The sequence below is a fragment of the Pseudomonas sp. PDM28 genome (genome assembly GCF_019219115.1).
Taxonomy (GTDB): Bacteria; Pseudomonadota; Gammaproteobacteria; order Pseudomonadales; family Pseudomonadaceae; genus Aquipseudomonas; species Aquipseudomonas laurylsulfatiphila.
The window spans coordinates 13,922-33,741 of record NZ_JAHUWG010000017.1 but is presented as its reverse complement, the minus strand read 5'-3'; the positions used below and the strand labels follow the sequence as shown (position 1 = coordinate 33,741).

Below are 19,820 nucleotides of genomic sequence, written 5' to 3'. Positions count from 1 at the left end.
TGTCACATGCTGCTTTCTCTTGAACCCCGCGGCCAGCAATCGCGGCTGATGCTGTGGTGCTCGCCGTTGCTGGCGGCTGCGCTGACCCTGGGCTGTGGATCGTTGTTGTTCATCGCGCTCGGGCATGACCCGCTGCTGACCTTGCACACGCTGCTGATCGCGCCGGTCAGCGACCTGTATGGCGTCTCTGAATTGCTGGTCAAAGCCCTGCCGATCCTGCTGTGCGCATTGGGCCTGGCCGTCGCCTACCAGGCGCGCATCTGGAACATCGGTGCCGAAGGTCAACTGCTGCTCGGTGCATTGGCCGGCAGTGCGCTGGCAGTCAATATCATCGATATGCAAAGCCGCTGGGCGCTAGTGCTGATCCTGCTTACCGGCACCCTGGCCGGTGCTGCCTGGGCCGGGCTGACGGCGTGGTTGCGCACGCGCTTCAACGCCAATGAAATCCTGACCAGCATCATGCTCAACTACATCGCGCTGAACCTGTTGCTGTTCTGCGTTCACGGTCCGTTGAAGGATCCCGCCGGGTTCAATTTCCCCGAGTCAGCGATGTTCGGGGATGCCAGCCGCTTGCCGCTCCTGATGGAGGATGGACGGGTTCATGCCGGGGTGTATTTCGCCCTGCTCGCCTTGGTGGCGGTGTGGGTGCTGTTGCAGAAAAGCTTCGTCGGTTTCCAGATCAAGGTGCTCGGGCTGGACAAGCGGGCCGCCGGATTCGTCGGCTTTCGCGAGAAGCGTTTGATCTGGCTCGCGCTGTTGATCAGCGGCGGCTTGGCTGGCCTTGCCGGTGTGTGCGAAGTCACCGGGCCGATCGGTCAGTTGGTGCCGCAGGTCTCGCCGGGCTACGGCTATGCGGCGATCACCGTGGCGTTTCTCGGCCGCCTGAATCCGCTCGGGATCCTGTTTTCCAGCCTGTTGATGGCGCTGCTGTACATCGGCGGCGAAAGCGCACAAATGAGCCTGAACCTGCCGCAAGCGATCACCCAATTGTTCCAGGGCATGATGCTGTTTTTCCTGCTGGCCAGTGACGTGCTGATTCTCTACCGGCCGCGCCTGAACCTGCGCTGGACCCGCCGCGCCCAAGCCACCGCCGTACATGCAGGAGCGTTGTGATGGATATCGATCTGCTGAGCAATATTTTCTACGCCATGGTCCGCTGCGGTACGCCGTTGCTGTTGGTGGCGCTGGGGGAACTGATCTGCGAGAAAAGCGGCGTCCTCAACCTGGGCCAGGAAGGCATGATGCTGTTTGGCGCGGTGATCGGTTTCATCGTCGCGTTCAATACCGGGCACCTGTGGCTCGGCGTAGTGCTGGCGATGCTCGCCGGGATGCTGCTGTCATCGCTGTTTGCGCTGGTGGCGTTGGTGTTCAATGCCAATCAGGTGGCCACCGGTCTGGCCCTGACGATTTTCGGTGTGGGCCTCTCGACTTTTGTCGGTGCGGCCTGGGTCGGCAAACCGCTGGCGGGTTTCGAACCCTTGGCGATTCCCTATCTGAGCGAGATCCCGCTGATCGGGCGGATGCTGTTTGCCCAGGACCTGTTGGTCTATCTGTCGTTCGCACTGTTTGCGCTGGTGGCCTGGGTCCTTCTGAAAAGCCGAGTCGGGCTGATCATTCAAGCCGTTGGAGAAAATCCCGCTGCCGCCAGTGCCATGGGTTTGCCGGTGTTGTCAGTGCGTACGTTGGCGGTGTTGTTTGGTGGCGCGATGGCCGGGTTGGCCGGGGCCTATCTGTCCCTGGCGTACACACCGATGTGGGCGGAGAACATGAGCGCCGGGCGCGGCTGGATTGCCCTGGCGCTGGTGGTGTTTGCCAGTTGGCGGGTGTGGCGCCTGCTGCTCGGCGCGTACCTGTTCGGACTCGCCAGCATCCTGCACCTGGTGGCGCAGGGATTGGGGCTGGCGATTCCGTCGAGCCTGCTGGCGATGCTGCCGTATGTCGCGACCATTGTGGTACTGGTGCTGTTGTCACGGGATGCGCTGCGGACACGGTTGTATGCGCCGGTGTCGTTGGGGCAGCCGTGGCAGGCTGGGCATTAGGCTGTGCCTGGGCGGGCCTCTTCGCGAGCAGGCTCGCTCCCACATAACCGAGTCCGGCGCAATCCCTGTGGGAGCGGGCTTGCCCGCGAAGGGGCCCGAACAGGCAACACCTGAGCCACGCCCCACGCCAATTCAAACACCAGAAAAACCACCAACAATGAACTCGCACTCTGGATCAAGGCATAAGCCTGCCAGGCCGAGAACAGAAATCTGGCCACGGCGTCATACCGCCCGAAAGCCTGCTGCGGATCACGAATCCGCAGCACCGACCATACGCAGACGATCGAGCCCAACAGATTCGCCATCAACATGTGCACCGGTTCGAACGGTGGCAGCTCACCCGGCAAACTCAATGCCTGGCTCAGCGCAGTCAAAACTCCATGCAACGCCGCAAAACTCCACGGCGTGACAAACGCCATCGTCACCAACAAGTCATACCAGGCACTGCCTTGCACCAACCGGCGATATTGCGCTGTAGTCCACATCGTCATTGCTCCATCAATTCAGGGAGCAACAAGGCTAAAGCCTGGAGTATGCTCCAGGGTCAAGCCCCTTCGAGACGTCCTGATGTGCATCGGTGAATCAGCCCGGGCCAGCGCCGTCACGCAACGGCTGCAAGACAAACTCAAACTGATCGAAGCCCGCATGGCCGAACTCGGCGCGCTACGCGAAGAATTGCAACAACGGCTCGGGCAACAGTGTCCATTGAATCCACGATCCTGAACTTTCAAGGAAGCCACGCATGTCCAAGGCAAAAACCGCACTCATCATCGGCGCCTCCCGGGGGCTTGGCCTCGGGCTGGTGAAAACCCTGCTGGCCGATGGCTGGCAAGTCACCGCCACCGTGCGCGACCCGCAAAAGGCCGAGGCCTTGCAGGCCCTGGGCAAGGTGCGGATCGAACAGCTCGACATGGACGATCAGCCCGCGGTGTCCGCCCTGAGCCAACAACTCAAGGGCGAGGTGTTTGACCTGTTGTTCGTCAATGCCGGGGTCAAGGGGCCGGATGTCCAGACGCCGAACGGTGGCGCGACAATGGCCGACGTCGGTCAGCTGTTTTTCACCAACGCCGTGGCGCCGATCAACCTGGCCCAGCGTTTTGTCGAACAGATCCGCCCGGACAGCGGCGTGCTGGCGTTCATGAGTTCGGTGCTGGGCAGCGTGACCATGCCCGATGCACCGGAGCTGGCGCTGTACAAGGCCAGCAAGGCGGCACTGAATTCCATGACCAACAGCTTCGTCACTCAGTTGGGCGACACAACGCTCACTGTGCTGTCGCTGCACCCTGGTTGGGTGAAGACCGACATGGGCGGTGAAGGCGCGGACATCGATGTCGAAACCAGCACCCGTGGCCTGGTTGATCAGGTGAATGCGTACGTCGGCAAGGGCGGGCATCACTTCATCAATTACCGGGGTGAGACCATTCCCTGGTAATTACCGCCAACACACTACCCTGTGGGAGCGGGCTTGCCCGCGATGACGGCGGCACAACCACCAACGATTTGACTGACACACCGCTATCGCGAGCAAGCTCGCTCCCACAAGGTCTTGAGTTGTTCTGTCGGGCCGGGCTTGCCCATAACAGTGTTTTGATCGAAACTCCCCACCTCGCCTCCCCGGCGAACCTGGATCAGCAGACAGGGCAACACTGAGCTGGCAACCCTGAACCCAACTTTCAGAGGAGCCGGCCAACATGCCTGCGACCCGTACCTGGTTAAAAAATCCCCTCGCCATTTTCACCTCCAACGGTCTCGATGCCCGTGGCGGCCTGGTGCTGCAAGACGGCTTGATCGTCGAAGTACTCGGCGCCGGTCAACAACCATCCGCGCCGTGCAATGAAGTGTTCGATGCTCGCGAGCATGTGATCCTGCCGGGCCTGATCAACACCCATCACCACTTCTATCAAACCCTGACCCGCGCCTGGGCGCCGGTGGTCAATCAGCCGCTGTTTCCATGGCTGAAAACCCTGTACCCGGTCTGGGCACGCCTGACCCCGGAAAAACTCGCTCTCGCCACCAAGGTCGCACTGGCCGAATTGCTGCTGTCCGGCTGCACCACCGCCGCCGACCATCACTACCTGTTCCCGGAAGGCCTGGAAAATGCCATCGACGTGCAAGTCGAGAGCGTTCGCGAACTGGGCATGCGCGCCATGCTCACCCGCGGCTCCATGAGCCTCGGTGAAAAGGACGGTGGCCTGCCGCCGCAACAGACCGTGCAGGAAGGCGAAGTGATCCTCGCCGACAGCCAGCGGCTGATCGCCGAGTACCACGAACGCGGTGACGGCGCGCAAATCCAGATCGCCCTGGCACCCTGCTCGCCGTTCTCGGTGACCCCGGAAATCATGTCGGCCAGTGCCGAACTGGCAAACAAACTCGACGTGCGCCTGCACACCCACCTGGCAGAAACCCTCGACGAAGAAGATTTCTGCCTGCAACGCTTCGGCCTGCGCACCGTGGACTATCTGGACAGCGTCGGCTGGCTCGGCCCGCGCACCTGGCTGGCCCATGGCATCCATTTCAACCCGGACGAGATCGCCCGCCTCGGTGCCGCCGGGACCGGTATCTGCCATTGCCCGAGTTCGAACATGCGCCTGGCCTCGGGCATCTGCCCGAGCATCGAATTGACTGACGCCGGCGCCCTGCTGGGGCTGGGCGTGGACGGTTCGGCCTCCAACGATGCCTCGAACATGATGCTCGAAGCACGCCAGGCCCTGTACATCCAGCGCCTGCGCTACGGCGCCGAGAAAATCACCCCGGAACGCGTGCTCGGCTGGGCGACCAAAGGCTCCGCCAGCCTGTTGGGCCGTACCGATATCGGCGAACTGGCGGTGGGCAAGCAGGCCGACCTGGCGCTGTTCAAGCTCGATGAACTGCGCTTCTCCGGTAGCCATGATCCGGTCTCGGCCCTGCTGCTGTGCGGCGCCGATCGCGCGGATCGGGTGATGGTCGGCGGCAAGTGGCGGGTGATTGACGGGCAGGTCGAGGGGCTGGACCTGAAGGGCTTGATTGCCGATCACAGCCAGGCGGCGCGACAGTTGATTGCAGGGACCTGACACAACACCGATTAACACTGTGGGAGCGGGCTTGCTCGCGAAGGCGGAGTGTCAGTCACATGAGTATTGACTGGTACGACGCCTTCGTCGGAACGCCGCCCGGAGCAAGCCCGCTCCCACATTGGTTTTGCGGTGCTTAGAGTCCCAGCAGCGACAACATGATAAACGTCGCAAACAACACGAAATGGGTCATCCCTTCGATGGCGTTGGTTTCGCCGTCGTTGAGATTGATCGCGCTGACGATCAGGGTCAGAAACACCATCACGGTCTGCACCGGGGTCATGGCCATCTGGAATGGCTGGCCGGTATAGAGCGCCATCGCCTCCATCACCGGCACCGTCAGGATCACCGTCGACAGTGACGCGCCCATGGCGATGTTGACCACCGACTGCATGCGGTTGGCCAATGCCGCGCGCAACGCGGTCAAGATCTCCGGCGCCGCAGAGATCGCCGCCACCAGGATCGCCGTAATCACCGGCGGTGCCCCCGTCCCTTCCAGCCCCAGATCAAGGGTACTGGACATCACTTCGGCCAGTGCGCCAATCACCACCACCCCGAACACCAAGGTGCCGATACTGAGCACCAGATTGACCGGCTGCGGCTCCGCGCCGGGTTCCTTCCTGCGGCGCTTGTCCGGGTAGCTGTAGCTGAAAAAATAACTGTGCGGCCCGACCTGCATGCGCAGGAACAAGGCATAGAGCACCACCATCGTGCCGATGGTAAAGGCCGAATAGAGCTTCCATCGCGCTTCGGGAATGAACTCCGGCACCACCATCGAGACCCCCATGGCGGTGAGAATCATCACGCTGTAACTGCGCGCCGAATCGTCGTTATAGGACTGTTCGCCATGCTTGAGCCCGCCCATCAACGCCGCGAGGCCAAGGATGCCATTGATGTCGAGCATCACCGCCGAGTAGATCGTATCGCGCACCAGCGTGGCCGAGGCTTCGTTGCTCATCATGATCGCCAGGATCACCACTTCCACCAGCACGGCGGCCAGGGTCAGGATCATCGTGCCGTAGGGATCACCGACCTTCTCCGCCAGCAACTCGGCCTGATGGGCAACGCGCATGGAGGCGGCGACGATGAAGGCGATCAGCACCAGCCCGCTGATCAGTGCGATGACCTGGCCGCTGTGCAGCATCCAGTGCTCCAGCGGATAGGCCACGCACGCGGCGATCAACGCCAACAGCAGGAAGCCTTCTTGCTTGAGGGTGGTGAGCATGGCGAGCCTTTTTGCCGAGTGGTGCCGATGAGCTACTGACTGCGGGGTGGCGTTAACGTTTCGTTTTACCTTAGCGCACCAGAGGGTGGCGTGAGTTTGGTCAGATGCACTGCGTTGGTTCTGGTGTTGAAAAAGATCGCAGCCTTCGGCAGCTCCTACAGGCTTCGCGTACCTCTGTAGGAGCTGCCGAAGGCTGCGATCTTTTGGTTTTGTTGTCCGGTTGGTCAGCCATTTGCATTGCCCCTGCCAACCACACAACAAAATGGAGCTCCAATTCATGCACAACCGTCCGTTGAAGAAGCTGCTTTGCGCCGTTACCGCCGCCATCGGTCTCGGCGCCAGCCTGAGTGCCAGTGCCAACGACCCGCTGAAAGTCGGCTTCGTCTACATCGGCCCGATCGGCGACCACGGCTGGACGTATCAGCATGAACAGGGACGCAAGGCGCTCGCGGCAAAATTCGGCCCGCAGATCACCACCAACTACGTGGAGAACGTCGCTGAAGGGGCCGACGCCGAGCGGGTGATCCGCAACATGGCCAAGGACAAATACGACCTGATCTTCACCACGTCCTTCGGCTATATGAACCCGACCGTGAAAGTCGCCAAACAGTTTCCCCAGGTGACCTTCGAACACGCCACCGGCTACAAGCAGGACAAGAACCTCGGCACCTACCTGGCGCGTACCTATGAAGGTCGCTACGTCAGTGGCTTTCTCGCGGCGAAGATGACCAAGACCAGAAAGATCGGTTATGTCGCCTCGTTCCCGATCCCGGAGGTGATCCGCGACATCAACGCCATCCAGCTGGCCCTGAACAAATACAACCCCGGTACCGAAATCAAGGTGGTGTGGGTCAACTCCTGGTTCGATCCGGGCAAGGAAGCGGATGCCGCCAACGCCCTGATCGATCAGGGCGTGGACGTGGTGTTCCAGCACACCGACAGCCCGGCGCCGATCCAGGCCGCCGAACGTCGCGGCGTGTATGCGGTGGGCTACGCTTCGGACATGGCGCACTTCGGACCGAAGGCGGTGCTGACCTCCATCGTCAACGACTGGGGGCCGCACTACATTCAGGCAGCCCAAAGCCTGATCGATCATGACTGGAAGTCCCAGGACTACTGGGGCGGCTTGAAAGAAGGCACGGTTGAGCTGCCGATCAGTGACCTGGTGCCGGCAGCGGTGAAAAGTGAAGCCGAACAGCTCATCGCCAATATCAAGAGCGGTACGCTGCAGCCGTTCACCGGGCCGATCAAGGATCAGGCCGGCGTCGAAAAAATCCCGGCGGGCGTGAGCGCGACCACGGCGGAACTGGCGTCGATGAACTACTACGTGGAAGGCATGAAGGCGGAAATACCGAAGTAACACTTCAACCACCACACAACCCCCTGTGGGAGCGGGCTTGCTCGCGAATGCGGTGTGTCAGACAACGGAGATGTTGGATGTACCGGCCTTTTCGCGAGCAAGCCCGCTCCCACATTGGAACCATTGTGTTTTCAAGGATTGCGCATGACCAGCCTTCCCATCATCGACATCACACCGCTCTACAACGACGACCAGAACGCCTGGCCAGCCGTGGCCGCACACATCGACCGCGCCTGCCGCGAGTGGGGTTTCTTCTACATCAAGGGCCATCCAATCAGTGCCGCGCGCATCCACGCCCTGCTCGACCACGCCAAACGCTTCTTCGCCCAACCCACTGCCGAAAAACTCAAGATCGACATCACCCAGACCCGTCATCATCGCGGCTACGGCGCCATCGCCACCGAACAGTTGGACCCGAGCAAACCCAGCGACCTCAAGGAAACCTTCGACATGGGCCTGCACCTGCCGGCCGACCACCCCGACGTACTGGCGGAAAAACCCTTGCGCGGCCCCAATCGCCATCCGTCCCTGCCCGGTTGGGAAGCGCTGATGGAGCAACACTACATCGACATGCAGGCCCTCGCACAAACGCTGTTGCGGGCAATGACCATTGCGCTGGGAATTGAGCGCGACTTCTTCGACACTCGCTTCAATGACCCGGTCAGTGTGTTGCGCCTGATCCACTACCCGCCGCGTCACACGGCCAGCTCCACCGAGCAGCAAGGCGCCGGCGCCCATACCGACTACGGCTGCATCACCCTGCTCTATCAGGACGCCGCCGGTGGCTTGCAGGTACGCAACGTCAAAGGCGAATGGATCGACGCGCCACCGATCGACGGTACGTTCGTGGTCAACCTCGGCGACATGATGGCGCGCTGGAGCAACGATCGTTACCTGTCGACGCCGCACCGGGTGATCAGCCCACTCGGCGTGGATCGCTATTCGATGCCGTTCTTCGCCGAGCCGCACCCGGATACCCGCATCGAATGCCTGCCCGGTTGTCAGGATGCATTGCACCCGGCGAAATACCCGGCCACCACCTGCGCCGGGTTCCTGCTCTCGCGCTTCGCCGATACCTACGCTTATCGACGGGAACAGGAAGCGGTGTGATGAACCGCCTGGTCAGGTTTTACCAATTGTTGCGGCAACCCTCTGTAGAATGGCGACCATTGCACCTGATGAGAAAAGAATCATGTATGACTGGCTGAACGCCCTGCCCAAGGCAGAACTGCACCTGCACCTGGAAGGCTCGCTGGAGCCCGAGCTGTTGTTCGCCCTGGCCGAGCGCAACAAGATTGCCTTGCCATGGAGCGACGTCGAAACCTTGCGCAAGGCGTATGCCTTCAACAACCTGCAGGAATTCCTCGACCTGTATTACCGGGGTGCCGATGTGCTGCGCACCTCCCAGGACTTCTATGACCTGACCTGGGCATACCTGCTGCGCTGCAAAGAGCAGAACGTGATTCACACCGAACCGTTCTTCGACCCGCAGACCCACACCGACCGAGGTATCCCCTTCGAAGTGGTGCTCAACGGCATCGCCGCCGCGCTGAAGGATGGCGAGCAGCAACTGGGCATCACCAGCGGTTTGATCCTGAGCTTCCTGCGCCATCTGAGCGAAGACCAAGCACAGAAAACCCTCGACCAGGCGCTGCCGTTCCGCGATGCGTTCGTCGCCGTGGGCCTGGACAGTTCGGAGATGGGGCACCCGCCGAGCAAGTTCCAGCGCGTGTTCGACCGTGCCCGTCACGAAGGCTTCCTGACCGTCGCCCACGCTGGTGAAGAAGGCCCGCCCGAGTACATCTGGGAAGCCATCGACCTGCTGAAAATCCAGCGCATCGACCATGGCGTGCGTGCCATCGAAGACGAGCGTCTGATGCAGCGGATCATTGACGAGCAAATCCCGCTGACCGTGTGCCCTCTGTCGAATACCAAGTTGTGCGTGTTCGATCACATGTCGCAGCACAACATACTCGACATGCTGGAACGCGGTGTGAAAGTGACCGTGAACTCCGATGACCCGGCGTACTTCGGCGGTTATGTCACGGAGAACTTCCATGCCCTGCACACCCACCTGGGCATGACCCAGGACCAGGCCAGACGCCTGGCGCAGAACAGCCTCGATGCGCGGTTGGTGAAACCCTAAGGGCAAACGCAAACCGTGTAGGAGCTGGCTTGCCAGCGATGCTGGATGGGAGGCCGCCATCGCCGGCAAACCGGCGCCTACAACGCCATTTCCAGCTCGGTCTCCAGGGCAAAGCGATGAATTTCGCGTTGCCCGGAGGCCGTCACCTGCAAGGCTCGGGAATCGTTGGGCAGGCTCAGCCACCCCGACTGCATGAACAGCTGCAACAAGGCCGCCCCCAGCGAGCCGCCCATGTGCGGGCGTCTTTCGCTCCAGTCAGGGCACGCACAGGCAACCCTGCCGTTGTGATGGGCCAGCGCCTGGATGAACACTCCCCGTGCCGCTAACTCCGTCGCGCCCTTGAGCGTGACCGTGACCCGCTGATCCGAATGTTCGATCCAGCCGGCTTCCAGCAGCCGCTGATACAGGTCGGCGGACAGGGTCCCCCCCAAGTGATCGTCGCACAGCCGGGCACTCAGCAGTGACGAGCGCACAGCCCGAGGTTTGACGAGTGGCGCATTGCGCTTGAACACCTCCGGAATATCCTGGGGCGCGCTGGCGAAGGTCGCGCTGGCCAGCGCCTCGATTGCCGCCCCGACCTCAGGGGCAGCCAGGCGGAAGAAGCGTTTGCGGCCACGGTTTTCAACCCTTAACAGACCTCCAGCGGACAAACGTCCCAGGTGTGCACTGGCCGAAGACGGTGACAGGCCGGCCAGCAATGCCAACTCTTCGGTTGCTCGCGCCGAACCATCCATCAAGGCCCACATCATTGCGCTGCGCTTTGGGTCAGCCAGCAATGTGGCGATCTGGCTGATGCAAGGTGCATGTTCCATGTATTCACTCCCTGTTGAATCGTTTCGTCTTCTGACCAGAAACATCTTGACCAGTAATGTGTCGTCGGCCAATCCGCGGAAACTGCCAAGAGTCCGGCAACGCCTTGCTCACCCATTAGCGCTGCCTGGCCGATACCGCGAAGGCCAGAAGGATGACCGTGCTGCCGGGCCGACTCGAACGTGGACCCGCCATGGGGGATCGACGCTACTGACATGATGAGGGCGCTAGTATATGCGGGTTGGTCGGCGGATCCTGTCCTCCACCCGGCATAGGTGGTGATCGTTCCTGAGGGAAATTTCTCTTTTTTTGTGCGACTAATGATCGATATCCGAAAAGCCCGGAAATTGACTGCTCAACGGGGCGCATCGGCTGACAAGCATTTCGCGCAACAGGTTCACCGGCTTACTCAGTTGTGCGCGATGGGCGCACAACAGATTCAACGGTGCGCGCTCGCAGAGCAGTTCCGGCATCAGCACCTTCAAGCGGCCGGCCAGTACATCGGCGGCGACATCGAGCCAGGATTTGTAGGCGATCCCGGCACCGGCAACGGCCCAAAGCCGAACGACATCGGCATCGTCACTGAAGCGATCGCCGCTGACTGTCAGGCTGACTTCGCGTTTGCCGTCGTGAAAACTCCAGTGATCGTGGACCCTGCTGCCGAGCATGTACAACAGGCAATTGTGCTGTGCCAGTTGCTCCAGATGCCGCGGTTCGCCGTGGCGAGCCAGATAGTCGGGAGCGGCGCACAACACCCGGCGGTTCTGCGGGGCGATAGGCAGCGCCACCAGGCTGGAGTCTTCCGGTTCACCGTAGCGCAGGGCAATGTCTACCGGCTGGCGGAACAGGTCGGCGATGCGATCCCCCAGCAGCAGGCGCACGGTCAGTTTCGGATGCTCGCGCTGGAACTGGTCAAGCCAGGGCAACAGCAGATGGCGGCCAAAGTCCGACGGCGCCGACAGTTGCAGAACCCCGCTGACCTGGTCCTGACCGCTGGCCAGTAATCGCCGGCCCTCGTCGAGATTGCTCAGGGCCGCGCGGGCGTATTCGAGAAAGCCCTCGCCTTCGGCGGTCAGGCGCAAGCTGCGGGTCGAACGGGCCAATAGACGGGCGCCGAGTTGCCGTTCGATGCGCTTGAGCGCTGCACTGGCCACCGCCGCCGACATGTCCATGCCCCGTGCGGCGGCGGACAGACTGCCCAGGTCCGCCGCCCGGACAAACAACTGCAAGTCATCGAAACGCAGCATCAAGAGCACCGATTATCAAAAAAACATTGAAAGAGACTGCTCTTTTAGCCGGTTTTATCTTCAGGAGAAATAGCCAATCATCTCCCCCATCGAATCGCTTCTTTATTAGTATTCAGGAGTCGCCCATGAAAGCCATTGCCTACTACGCCTCGTTACCGATCAGTGATGACAAAGCCCTGCAGGACATCGAACTGCCGGAGCCGGTTGCCGGCCCTCGCGACTTGCTGGTGGAAGTCAAAGCCATCTCGGTCAACCCGGTGGACACCAAGGTGCGCCAGAACGTCCAGCCCGAAGGCGGTGCGGCCAAGGTGCTGGGCTGGGACGTGGCTGGCGTGGTCAAGGCCGTGGGCAGTGATGTGACGCTGTTCTCGGTCGGCGACAAGGTGTTTTACGCCGGCTCCATCGCCCGGGCGGGCGGCAACAGCGAATTGCATGTGGTGGACGAACGCATCGTCGGCCATATGCCCAAGACCCTTGGTTTCGCCGAGGCCGCCGCCCTGCCGCTGACCGCGATCACGGCGTGGGAACTGTTGTTCGAACGCCTGCAAGTGCGCGAAGGCAAAACCGACGAAGGCCAGAGCCTGTTGATCGTCGGCGCGGCGGGTGGCGTGGGCTCGATTCTTACGCAGCTGGCTCACCAGCTGACGGCCCTGAAAGTCATCGGCACCGCTTCGCGCGCGCAGACCCAAAGCTGGGTGAAAGAGCTGGGTGCCGACCTGGTGATCGACCATGGCCAGCCACTGAGCGAAGCACTCAAGCGGGCCGGTGTGGATCAGGTCACCCACGTCGCCAGCCTGACCCAGACCGACCAGCACCTGGACCAACTGGTCGAGGCATTGGCCCCCCAAGGCAAGCTGGCGCTGATCGATGACCCCAAGTCGCTGGACGTGACCAAGCTCAAGCGCAAGAGCCTGTCGCTGCACTGGGAGTTCATGTACACCCGTTCCCTGTTTGAAACCGCGGACATGATCGAGCAGCACAACCTGCTCAATCGCGTCGCCTGGCTGATCGATGCCGGGACACTGAAAACCACGGTGGGCGAACACTTCGGCACGATCAATGCGGCCAATTTGCGCCGTGCCCATGCCCTTCTGGAAAGCGGCAAGGCCAAGGGCAAGATTGTGCTGGAAGGGTTTTGAAACGCTGAAAAAAACCCTTCCTGATTTCATTGTTTCTGCGTTTTTTCGTCTGCGACCGGAACATCCCGGTCGCAGACAATCCCTGTGGGTGCCCTCGAAAAGTCGTGTTTTCTTTAGTTACAAACCGTCAGTCCGACAGTTGATCCTTGTCACAATGCTGCTCGTATTCAGGACTACAATCGAATCTCCTGCGAGGCAGTCTTTTGCGTAACGTCTTTTACGAGAGGTGATCCGTTGTGAAGATCCTGATAAAAGAATTGGCAAAATCCCAGTGGCAAGTCCGCTTAGACCAGCATGCGGTGACGTTCCGCAGCGAAGCAGAAGCTCGCGCTTTCACGCGTACCCTCGAAGCCCGCATCCAGGCTCCTCACCAGATTCCCATCCTCCACCCGCAGCGCGCTGCCGGCTGATTCCGGCCTCAAGCCTGGGCTTGCGCCAGCGCCCGGGCATTTTGCAAACGCCGGGTGAGCACTGCAGCGCTCACCACCAGAACTCCGCACAGGCTGATGACCATGGCCATCGGCACGGCGCTGCCATCGTGCAAAATGCCCACCAGCGCGGAGGCGCCGGCCGCCACACTGAACTGCAGGCAACCGAGCAGCGCCGACGCGCTGCCGGCTCGTGCGCCCTGCCCGCTCATCGCACAGGCGGCGGCGTTGGGGCTGATGCAACCGAGGCTGGAAATACAGATGAACAATGGAATCAGCAGCGGCCACAGCTGGGCCGGATGCAGAGCGCTGACAGCGAGCAGGGTCAGACCGGCCGCGAGATAAACCCACACCGCGCGCGCCAGCAAGAACGTCGGGCCACGTTTGGCCAGCAGCCGCGCGTTGACCTGCGCCACCAGAATGAAGCCCGCCGCATTGGTGCCGAACAACCAGCCGAAATGCTCGGCCGGAACGCCGTAGAGCTTGATGATGATGAAAGGTGATCCGGCGATATAGGCAAACATCCCGGCGATGGCGATGCCCCCGGTCAAGGCGTGGCCAAGAAATATCGGGTCGGCCAGCAACCGACCGTACTGGCGCAACGCGCCCGACAGCGGTTGGCGCGGTATGTGGGCCGGCAAGCTTTCCGGCAATCCCGTCGCCACCGCCAGCCCCGCCAACGCACTGAACCCGGTCAAGGCCAGGAAGATCGACTGCCAGCCAGTGGTGTTGACCAGCAACCCACCCAGCAAGGGCGCGAGGATAGGCGCGAGCCCCATCACCAGCATCAACTGGGAAAAGACTTTCGCCGAGCCCACCGCATCACATTTGTCGCTGACCACCGCCCGGGAAATCACCATGCCGGCGCAGCCACCCAACGCCTGGACGAAACGCGCACCAATCAACCATTCCAGGTTCGGCGCATAGGCGCACGCCACCGAGGCAGCAGTGAACAGGCCGACACCGGCGAGCAACGGAATGCGTCGCCCGAAACGATCCGCCACCGGGCCATAGGCCAACTGACCGATGGACAAGCCGAGGAAGTAGGCCGCCAACGTCATCTGGACGTGATTTTCGTCCGTGCCGAACGCCAGCGCCATGGCCGGGAAGGCCGGCAGGTAGAAATCGATCGCCAGCGGACCGAAAGCGCTCAAGGCGCCGAGAATCAGAATGGTACGGAAGTTCATCAGGCATCCAGTGAGGCAGGAGTCAGCAGCCCGACAGTCTAGCCGCGCATGGACGCCTTGAACATTCCGGTAGCTCGCTAACTATCAAAATCAGGCCAGTTTGACGCCATACCCCTCTTCGCTGATCGCCTCGATCACTTGCTGGGCAGTCAGCGCACTTTCGACACCGACCTCTTTAGCCGCCAGATCGACCCGCACACTGGCTGCCGGGTCCTTGGCCTGCACAGCCTGAGTGATGGCCTTGACGCAGTGGCCACAAGACATGCCTTCAACGTTGAACACTTGCATGGGATGACTCCTTTTCCGAGGGTTGAGTCCAGTTTCGAGCTTGCCACCATGGCAAGGTCAAGTTCTGAAGTTAGCTGCCGGGCTGGCAATCGGCGCTACGCTCGGCCAAGCTGCGTCCATCAATGACTCGAACTCAGGAGATTCAGCCATGCGCTGGTCGGTTTTCAGCCTGTTTGGCTTTCTCAGCCTTTTCGCCGCAGTGCCTTCGGTCAATGCTGCCGGTCAGGATTATGGCGTGCTGATCATTTCCCGCGAGCGCCTGGAAGTCGCGACCAGCTGCGAGATCGGTGTGTACATCCAGGACCAATTGGCGGCGCGGCTGTTTCAGGAGCAGAGCACCTCGTTCAACCTGCCGCCCGGCGTCGTCTCGCTGCGCCTCAAGTTACTCCCGGGGCAGATGCCGGGTTGCAATCCGGGCATGCTCGCGCCGGGGTCGCAGGACATCCAGCTCAAGGCCGGCGATGTGCTCAAGTACCGGATCGCGATGACGCAGGAAGGCATGTACCTGAAACGCGCCGGTCTCGGCTACTGACCCACAACCCTTGTGGGAGCGGGCTTGCTCGCGAAAGCGGTGTGTCATGCAACATTGATGTCGACTGACACGACGCCTTCGCGAGCAAGCCCGCTCCCACATTCACTCAGTGGCACGTCTAAGATTGGCACTTGACCTTGCCAGCATGGCAAGGTTGATCCTGTGGTCATCTACTACAGGGAGTGCGACCGATGTCCGAATCCACCACGTTCGACCTGCCGATTGCCGGCATGACCTGCGCCAGTTGCGCCGGGCGTGTCGAGCGCGCCTTGAGCAAAGTCATTGGCGCCAGTGCCGTCAGCGTCAACCTTGCCACTGAACAGGCTCGGGTCCAGGCACCCAGCGACAGCCTGCCGGCCCTGATGGATGCCGTGGCCAAGGCCGGCTACAGCGTGCCGCAGCAAAATCTGGAGCTGAGCATCGACGGCATGACCTGCGCGTCCTGCGTCGGTCGGGTCGAGCGGGCGCTAGGCAAGGTGGCAGGCGTGAAAAGCGTCAGCGTCAACCTGGCCAACGAACGCGCCCACCTTGAACTGCTCGGCCAGGTCGATCCGCAAACCTTGATCGCGGCCGTGACCAAGGCCGGTTACGCCGCCAGCGTATGGGAAGCCGAACACCCGCCGGCCGACAATCAGCAACAGCGCCTGCATCGCGAACGCCTGGCCTTGATCATGGCCATCGTCCTCGCCTTGCCGCTGGTCTTGCCGATGCTGCTGCAACCGTTCGGCGTGCACTGGATGCTCCCGGCCTGGGCGCAATTCGCCTTGGCCACGCCGGTGCAATTCATCTTCGGTGCACGGTTTTACGTCGCGGCCTGGAAAGCCGTACGCGCCGGGGCCGGCAACATGGATTTGCTGGTGGCCCTGGGCACCAGCGCCGGTTATGGCTTGAGTGTGTATGAATGGGCCACCGCCGCCGGGCGCATGCCGCACCTGTATTTCGAAGCCTCGGCGGTGGTGATCGCCCTGGTATTGCTGGGCAAGTACCTGGAAAGCCGCGCCAAGCGCCAGACCGCCAGCGCCATCCGCGCCCTCGAAGCCTTGCGCCCGGAGCGAGCGATTCAGGTGCTTGATGGCCGCGAGCAGGAAGTCGCCATCAGCGCCCTGCGCCTCAATGACCTGGTGATGGTCAAACCCGGTGAGCGCTTCCCGGTTGATGGCGAAGTGATAGAAGGCCAGAGCCACGCCGACGAAGCCCTGATCAGTGGCGAGAGCCTGCCGGTGCCCAAACAGCCCGGCGACAAAGTCACGGGCGGCGCGATCAACGGTGAAGGCCGGTTGCTGGTACGGACCCAGGCCCTCGGTGCGGAAACCGTACTGGCACGGATCATCCGCCTGGTGGAAGACGCCCAGGCCGCAAAGGCACCGATCCAGAAACTGGTGGATAAAGTCAGCCAGGTATTCGTACCCACCGTGCTGGTGATTGCCTTGGCGACTTTGCTCGGGTGGCTGCTGTATGGCGCGCCGATGGAAACCGCGCTGATCAACGCCGTGGCGGTGCTGGTGATCGCCTGCCCTTGCGCACTGGGCCTGGCCACGCCGACGGCGATCATGGCCGGCACCGGCGTAGCGGCACGCTACGGGATTCTGATCAAGGACGCCGAAGCCCTGGAGCGCGCCCATGAAGTCAGCGCAGTGGTGTTCGACAAGACCGGCACCCTGACCTCCGGCGCCCCGCGCATTGCTCATCTGAGTGCGATCGACGGCAATGAAGCGAGCCTGCTGCAACTGGCCGGCGCCCTGCAACGCGGCAGTGAGCATCCGTTGGCCAAGGCTGTTCTGGATGCCTGCGCCGAACGCCACTTGAAGGTGGCCGACGTCAGCGAAAGCCAGTCCCTGACCGGCCGCGGCATTGCCGGCACACTGGAGGGTCGTCGCCTGGCCCTGGGTAATCGTCGCCTGCTGGAGGACAGCGGCTTGAACGCCGGATCGTTGGCCGACTCGGCAATCGCGTGGGAACAAGAAGGCCGGACCTTGTCCTGGCTGATCGAACAATCCCCCGAACCGCAGGTGCTGGGCCTGTTCGCCTTCGGTGACACCCTCAAGCCCGGCGCGCTGCAAGCGGTGCAGCAACTGAGCGCACGGAACATCAACAGCCACCTGCTGACCGGCGACAATCGCGGTAGCGCCAAGGTGGTGGCCGAGGCGCTGGGCATCCAGGACGTGCATGCCGAAGTGCTGCCGGCGGACAAAGCCGCCACCGTCACCGCCCTGAAAGAAACCGGCGTGGTGGCGATGGTCGGCGACGGCATCAATGACGCCCCGGCACTGGCCGCCGCCGACATCGGCATCGCCATGGGTGGCGGCACCGACGTCGCCATGCACGCGGCCGGCATCACCCTGATGCGCGGCGATCCGCGACTGGTACCAGCTGCATTGGAGATCAGCCGCAAGACCTACGCCAAGATTCGGCAGAACCTGTTCTGGGCTTTCGTCTATAACCTGATTGGCATTCCGCTGGCGGCGTTTGGCTTCCTCAATCCAGTGCTGGCCGGTGCAGCCATGGCCTTGTCGAGCGTCAGCGTGGTAAGCAATGCGCTACTGTTGAAAACCTGGAAACCCAAGGACCTGGAGGACAACCGATGAACATCGGCCAAGCGGCCCGCCACAGTGGCCTGAGCGCAAAGATGATCCGTTATTACGAATCCATCGGCCTGCTCAAGGCGGCCCATCGAACCGACAGCGGTTATCGGGTGTATGGCGATGACGATCTGCACACGCTGGCGTTCATCAAGCGCTCGCGGGATCTGGGGTTTTCCCTGGAGGAAGTCGGCAAGTTGCTGACCCTCTGGCAAGACCGCCAGCGCGCCAGCGCCGATGTGAAGGCTTTGGCCCGTCAGCATATCGATGAACTGAACCGGAAGATCCGTGAACTGGGGCAGTTGCGCGATACGTTGCAGGATCTGGTTGAGCACTGCCATGGCGACCATCGGCCGGATTGCCCGATCCTGAAGAATCTGGAGTCGGGGTGTTGTGCTGGACCGGCTCGGGCCTGACACATTGATGGTGGATGTGCCACCGCCATCGCGGGCAAGCCCGCTCCCACAGGGTTTGTGGATGTATGAAACATGTGTGGGCAGCCTCGATCCTTGTGGGAGCGGGCTTGCCCGCGATGGCGGACTGCCAGGCGACAGAGGTGTTGGATCTGCCCCCACAAAAAACCCGGCCGAAGCCGGGTTTTTCTTTAGCCGATCACTGCATCCACGGTGGAGGCGGTTCTTCGGTCTTGCCCGGCGGCGCATCGTCCGCCGCGCGTGCCGCTTGCTTGCGCTCTTCATCCAGGCGTGCGGCCTCGATTTCGCGCATGATGCCGCCCACGTCGGCCAACTCCTCCGTGTCGGCGAACTCGCCGGTCAGGACGCTGGCCGGGTGCAAGGTGCCAGCCTCGTACAAGGCCCACATTTCCTTGGCGTACTTGGTCTTTTTCAATTCCGGCGCAAACCGTCCGAAGTAGGACGCCATGTTGCCCACGTCGCGCTCCAGCATGCTGAACGCATGGTTGTTGCCCGCCGCATCCACCGCTTGTGGCAGGTCGATGATCACCGGGCCGGTCGGCGTCAGCAGCACGTTGAACTCGGACAGATCGCCGTGCACCAGACCGGTACACAGCATCAGCACGATCTGCGAAATCAGGAACGCGTGATATTCCCGTGCCTGGTCCGGTTCCAGCACCACATCGTTCAGACGCGGCGCGGCATCACCGTACTCGTCGGCCACCAGTTCCATGAGCAGTACGCCTTCGAGGAAGTCATACGGCTTGGGCACCCGCACACCGGCATTGGCCAGACGGAACAGCGCCGCCACTTCAGCGTTCTGCCAAGCGTCTTCGGTTTCCTTGCGGCCAAACTTGGAGCCTTTGGCCATCGCCCGGGCCTGACGGCTGTTGCGCACCTTGCGGCCTTCCTGATACTCGGCCGCCTGACGAAAACTGCGTTTGTTCGCCTCCTTGTAGACCTTCGCGCAACGTAACTGGTTACCGCAGCGCACCACATAAACAGCTGCTTCTTTACCACTCATGAGTGGGCGCAGCACCTCGTCGACCAGACCGTCCTCGATCAGGGGTTCAATGCGTTTTGGAGTCTTCATCAGCTTTTATTGTGGGTCCTTTATTACCAAACACGCGAAAGTCATTCGTTATACGGCAATCCACTCACGGGGGGGAGGGGTTGCCGACTTATGAACATTGCACAAGCACACAATGTGCCGATTTCAACAGGTAAAACCGACGACCGCCACGGGTCGCTCCGGATCATAGCCGAGCCTGCGTCACTTGTTGTGCAAGGACATTGAGGGCAATTGCGACAGAAGCTGACACCACCTCTCTAGCCTTCCGTAGGATTTTTCTCAACAGGCCTCAATTTCCGCCGAGA

Annotated in this window: 20 protein-coding genes; 13 read left to right on the top strand and 7 right to left on the bottom strand. The window is 61.7% G+C overall.

Annotated features, from left to right (window positions below; genetic code table 11):
• Nucleotides 1-6: 6 nt before the first annotated feature.
• Both KW841_RS29030 and KW841_RS29025 read left to right on the top strand, forming a co-directional pair.
• On the top strand, nucleotides 7-1,113 hold the full coding sequence (locus KW841_RS29030; protein ID WP_218480709.1) for an ABC transporter permease: 1,107 nt from the start codon (nucleotides 7-9) through the stop codon (nucleotides 1,111-1,113).
• The gene (locus KW841_RS29025; protein WP_218480708.1) at nucleotides 1,113-2,039 is read left to right on the top strand and encodes an ABC transporter permease; all 927 of its coding nucleotides are present in this window, start codon (nucleotides 1,113-1,115) and stop codon (nucleotides 2,037-2,039) included. The genes KW841_RS29030 and KW841_RS29025 overlap by 1 nt, the downstream gene beginning before the upstream one ends.
• Here KW841_RS29025 and KW841_RS29020 read toward each other — a convergent pair.
• Entirely contained in the window at nucleotides 2,036-2,524 is a 489-nt protein-coding gene (locus tag KW841_RS29020) for a hypothetical protein (protein ID WP_218480707.1), read from the bottom strand. The genes KW841_RS29025 and KW841_RS29020 overlap by 4 nt on opposite strands.
• Nucleotides 2,525-2,606: 82 nt before the next feature.
• Here KW841_RS29020 and KW841_RS29015 point away from each other — a divergent pair, with 82 nt between their 5' ends.
• The 3 genes from KW841_RS29015 to KW841_RS29005 all read left to right on the top strand — a co-directional run bounded on the left by KW841_RS29015 (nucleotide 2,607) and on the right by KW841_RS29005 (nucleotide 5,089).
• A complete protein-coding gene (locus tag KW841_RS29015; RefSeq protein ID WP_218480715.1) occupies nucleotides 2,607-2,762 on the top strand; it encodes a hypothetical protein in 156 nt (51 codons plus the stop codon).
• A 19-nt stretch (nucleotides 2,763-2,781) separates the two neighbouring features.
• The gene (locus KW841_RS29010) at nucleotides 2,782-3,471 is read left to right on the top strand and encodes an SDR family oxidoreductase (RefSeq protein ID WP_218480706.1); all 690 of its coding nucleotides are present in this window, start codon (nucleotides 2,782-2,784) and stop codon (nucleotides 3,469-3,471) included.
• A gap of 259 nt (nucleotides 3,472-3,730) precedes the next feature.
• On the top strand, nucleotides 3,731-5,089 hold the full coding sequence (locus KW841_RS29005; RefSeq protein ID WP_104451454.1) for an 8-oxoguanine deaminase: 1,359 nt from the start codon (nucleotides 3,731-3,733) through the stop codon (nucleotides 5,087-5,089).
• Nucleotides 5,090-5,225: 136 nt separating this feature from the next.
• Here the strand turns inward: KW841_RS29005 and KW841_RS29000 are convergent, their stop codons facing one another.
• A complete protein-coding gene (locus tag KW841_RS29000; protein WP_218480705.1) occupies nucleotides 5,226-6,314 on the bottom strand; it encodes a calcium:proton antiporter in 1,089 nt (362 codons plus the stop codon).
• Nucleotides 6,315-6,591: 277 nt separating this feature from the next.
• Between KW841_RS29000 and KW841_RS28995 the strand changes: the two genes are divergently transcribed.
• From KW841_RS28995 to KW841_RS28985, 3 genes are all read left to right on the top strand, one after another.
• A complete protein-coding gene (locus tag KW841_RS28995; protein ID WP_218480704.1) occupies nucleotides 6,592-7,674 on the top strand; it encodes a BMP family ABC transporter substrate-binding protein in 1,083 nt (360 codons plus the stop codon).
• 144 nt (nucleotides 7,675-7,818) lie between these two features.
• Nucleotides 7,819-8,784 (top strand): isopenicillin N synthase family oxygenase, encoded by a 966-nt coding sequence (locus tag KW841_RS28990; RefSeq protein ID WP_218480703.1) that lies wholly within the window; start codon nucleotides 7,819-7,821, stop codon nucleotides 8,782-8,784.
• Nucleotides 8,785-8,866: 82 nt separating this feature from the next.
• Nucleotides 8,867-9,820 (top strand): adenosine deaminase, encoded by a 954-nt coding sequence (locus KW841_RS28985; RefSeq protein ID WP_116582411.1) that lies wholly within the window; start codon nucleotides 8,867-8,869, stop codon nucleotides 9,818-9,820.
• Between the two features lie 77 nt (nucleotides 9,821-9,897).
• Here the strand turns inward: KW841_RS28985 and KW841_RS28980 are convergent, their stop codons facing one another.
• Both KW841_RS28980 and KW841_RS28975 read right to left on the bottom strand, forming a co-directional pair.
• A complete protein-coding gene (locus KW841_RS28980; protein ID WP_007971857.1) occupies nucleotides 9,898-10,632 on the bottom strand; it encodes a helix-turn-helix transcriptional regulator in 735 nt (244 codons plus the stop codon).
• 315 nt (nucleotides 10,633-10,947) lie between these two features.
• Nucleotides 10,948-11,877 (bottom strand): LysR family transcriptional regulator, encoded by a 930-nt coding sequence (locus tag KW841_RS28975; RefSeq protein WP_007971855.1) that lies wholly within the window; start codon nucleotides 11,875-11,877, stop codon nucleotides 10,948-10,950.
• Nucleotides 11,878-12,002: 125 nt separating this feature from the next.
• Here KW841_RS28975 and KW841_RS28970 point away from each other — a divergent pair, with 125 nt between their 5' ends.
• The gene (locus tag KW841_RS28970; protein ID WP_218480702.1) at nucleotides 12,003-13,016 is read left to right on the top strand and encodes a zinc-binding alcohol dehydrogenase family protein; all 1,014 of its coding nucleotides are present in this window, start codon (nucleotides 12,003-12,005) and stop codon (nucleotides 13,014-13,016) included.
• 236 nt (nucleotides 13,017-13,252) lie between these two features.
• Nucleotides 13,253-13,426 (top strand): hypothetical protein, encoded by a 174-nt coding sequence (locus KW841_RS28965; RefSeq protein ID WP_007971850.1) that lies wholly within the window; start codon nucleotides 13,253-13,255, stop codon nucleotides 13,424-13,426.
• An 8-nt stretch (nucleotides 13,427-13,434) separates the two neighbouring features.
• Here KW841_RS28965 and KW841_RS28960 read toward each other — a convergent pair whose 3' ends face one another.
• Both KW841_RS28960 and KW841_RS28955 read right to left on the bottom strand, forming a co-directional pair.
• A complete protein-coding gene (locus KW841_RS28960; protein ID WP_116582414.1) occupies nucleotides 13,435-14,631 on the bottom strand; it encodes a multidrug effflux MFS transporter in 1,197 nt (398 codons plus the stop codon).
• Nucleotides 14,632-14,721: 90 nt separating this feature from the next.
• Entirely contained in the window at nucleotides 14,722-14,919 is a 198-nt protein-coding gene (locus tag KW841_RS28955; protein WP_007996466.1) for a cation transporter, read from the bottom strand.
• A gap of 148 nt (nucleotides 14,920-15,067) precedes the next feature.
• Between KW841_RS28955 and KW841_RS28950 the strand changes: the two genes are divergently transcribed.
• The 3 genes from KW841_RS28950 (at nucleotide 15,068) to cueR (ending at nucleotide 18,446) form a co-directional block, all read left to right on the top strand.
• Nucleotides 15,068-15,451: a hypothetical protein gene (locus KW841_RS28950; RefSeq protein WP_007971844.1), complete on the top strand. Its 384-nt coding sequence runs from the start codon at nucleotides 15,068-15,070 to the stop codon at nucleotides 15,449-15,451.
• Nucleotides 15,452-15,642: 191 nt separating this feature from the next.
• Nucleotides 15,643-18,036 carry a heavy metal translocating P-type ATPase gene (locus tag KW841_RS28945; RefSeq protein WP_218480701.1) on the top strand — a complete coding sequence of 798 codons (2,394 nt, stop codon included), beginning with the start codon at nucleotides 15,643-15,645 and terminating at the stop codon, nucleotides 18,034-18,036.
• A complete protein-coding gene (cueR, locus tag KW841_RS28940; RefSeq protein WP_007971839.1) occupies nucleotides 18,033-18,446 on the top strand; it encodes a Cu(I)-responsive transcriptional regulator in 414 nt (137 codons plus the stop codon). Before KW841_RS28945 ends, cueR begins: the two co-directional genes overlap by 4 nt.
• Before the next feature lie 196 nt (nucleotides 18,447-18,642).
• Here the strand turns inward: cueR and KW841_RS28935 are convergent, their stop codons facing one another.
• Complete coding sequence (locus KW841_RS28935; RefSeq protein ID WP_007980900.1) at nucleotides 18,643-19,536, bottom strand: PA4780 family RIO1-like protein kinase; 894 nt, start codon at nucleotides 19,534-19,536, stop codon at nucleotides 18,643-18,645.
• Nucleotides 19,537-19,820: the final 284 nt, after the last annotated feature.

What these genes read in the sequence shown, in the direction of transcription:
- KW841_RS28970 (WP_218480702.1), top strand. Translation starts at nt 12,003, where the DNA reads ATGAAAGCCATTGCCTACTACGCCTCGTTACCGATCAGTGATGACAAA.
- KW841_RS29005 (WP_104451454.1), top strand. Translation starts at nt 3,731, where the DNA reads ATGCCTGCGACCCGTACCTGGTTAAAAAATCCCCTCGCCATTTTCACC.
- KW841_RS28980 (WP_007971857.1), bottom strand. Translation starts at nt 10,632, where the DNA reads ATGGAACATGCACCTTGCATCAGCCAGATCGCCACATTGCTGGCTGAC.
- KW841_RS29015 (WP_218480715.1), top strand. Translation starts at nt 2,607, where the DNA reads ATGTGCATCGGTGAATCAGCCCGGGCCAGCGCCGTCACGCAACGGCTG.
- KW841_RS28960 (WP_116582414.1), bottom strand. Translation starts at nt 14,631, where the DNA reads ATGAACTTCCGTACCATTCTGATTCTCGGCGCCTTGAGCGCTTTCGGT.
- KW841_RS28945 (WP_218480701.1), top strand. Translation starts at nt 15,643, where the DNA reads ATGTCCGAATCCACCACGTTCGACCTGCCGATTGCCGGCATGACCTGC.
- cueR (WP_007971839.1), top strand. Translation starts at nt 18,033, where the DNA reads ATGAACATCGGCCAAGCGGCCCGCCACAGTGGCCTGAGCGCAAAGATG.
- KW841_RS29025 (WP_218480708.1), top strand. Translation starts at nt 1,113, where the DNA reads ATGGATATCGATCTGCTGAGCAATATTTTCTACGCCATGGTCCGCTGC.
- KW841_RS28985 (WP_116582411.1), top strand. Translation starts at nt 8,867, where the DNA reads ATGTATGACTGGCTGAACGCCCTGCCCAAGGCAGAACTGCACCTGCAC.
- KW841_RS29010 (WP_218480706.1), top strand. Translation starts at nt 2,782, where the DNA reads ATGTCCAAGGCAAAAACCGCACTCATCATCGGCGCCTCCCGGGGGCTT.
- KW841_RS29020 (WP_218480707.1), bottom strand. Translation starts at nt 2,524, where the DNA reads ATGTGGACTACAGCGCAATATCGCCGGTTGGTGCAAGGCAGTGCCTGG.
- KW841_RS28955 (WP_007996466.1), bottom strand. Translation starts at nt 14,919, where the DNA reads ATGCAAGTGTTCAACGTTGAAGGCATGTCTTGTGGCCACTGCGTCAAG.
- KW841_RS29030 (WP_218480709.1), top strand. Translation starts at nt 7, where the DNA reads ATGCTGCTTTCTCTTGAACCCCGCGGCCAGCAATCGCGGCTGATGCTG.
- KW841_RS28975 (WP_007971855.1), bottom strand. Translation starts at nt 11,877, where the DNA reads ATGCTGCGTTTCGATGACTTGCAGTTGTTTGTCCGGGCGGCGGACCTG.
- KW841_RS29000 (WP_218480705.1), bottom strand. Translation starts at nt 6,314, where the DNA reads ATGCTCACCACCCTCAAGCAAGAAGGCTTCCTGCTGTTGGCGTTGATC.
- KW841_RS28935 (WP_007980900.1), bottom strand. Translation starts at nt 19,536, where the DNA reads ATGAAGACTCCAAAACGCATTGAACCCCTGATCGAGGACGGTCTGGTC.
- KW841_RS28950 (WP_007971844.1), top strand. Translation starts at nt 15,068, where the DNA reads ATGCGCTGGTCGGTTTTCAGCCTGTTTGGCTTTCTCAGCCTTTTCGCC.
- KW841_RS28995 (WP_218480704.1), top strand. Translation starts at nt 6,592, where the DNA reads ATGCACAACCGTCCGTTGAAGAAGCTGCTTTGCGCCGTTACCGCCGCC.
- KW841_RS28990 (WP_218480703.1), top strand. Translation starts at nt 7,819, where the DNA reads ATGACCAGCCTTCCCATCATCGACATCACACCGCTCTACAACGACGAC.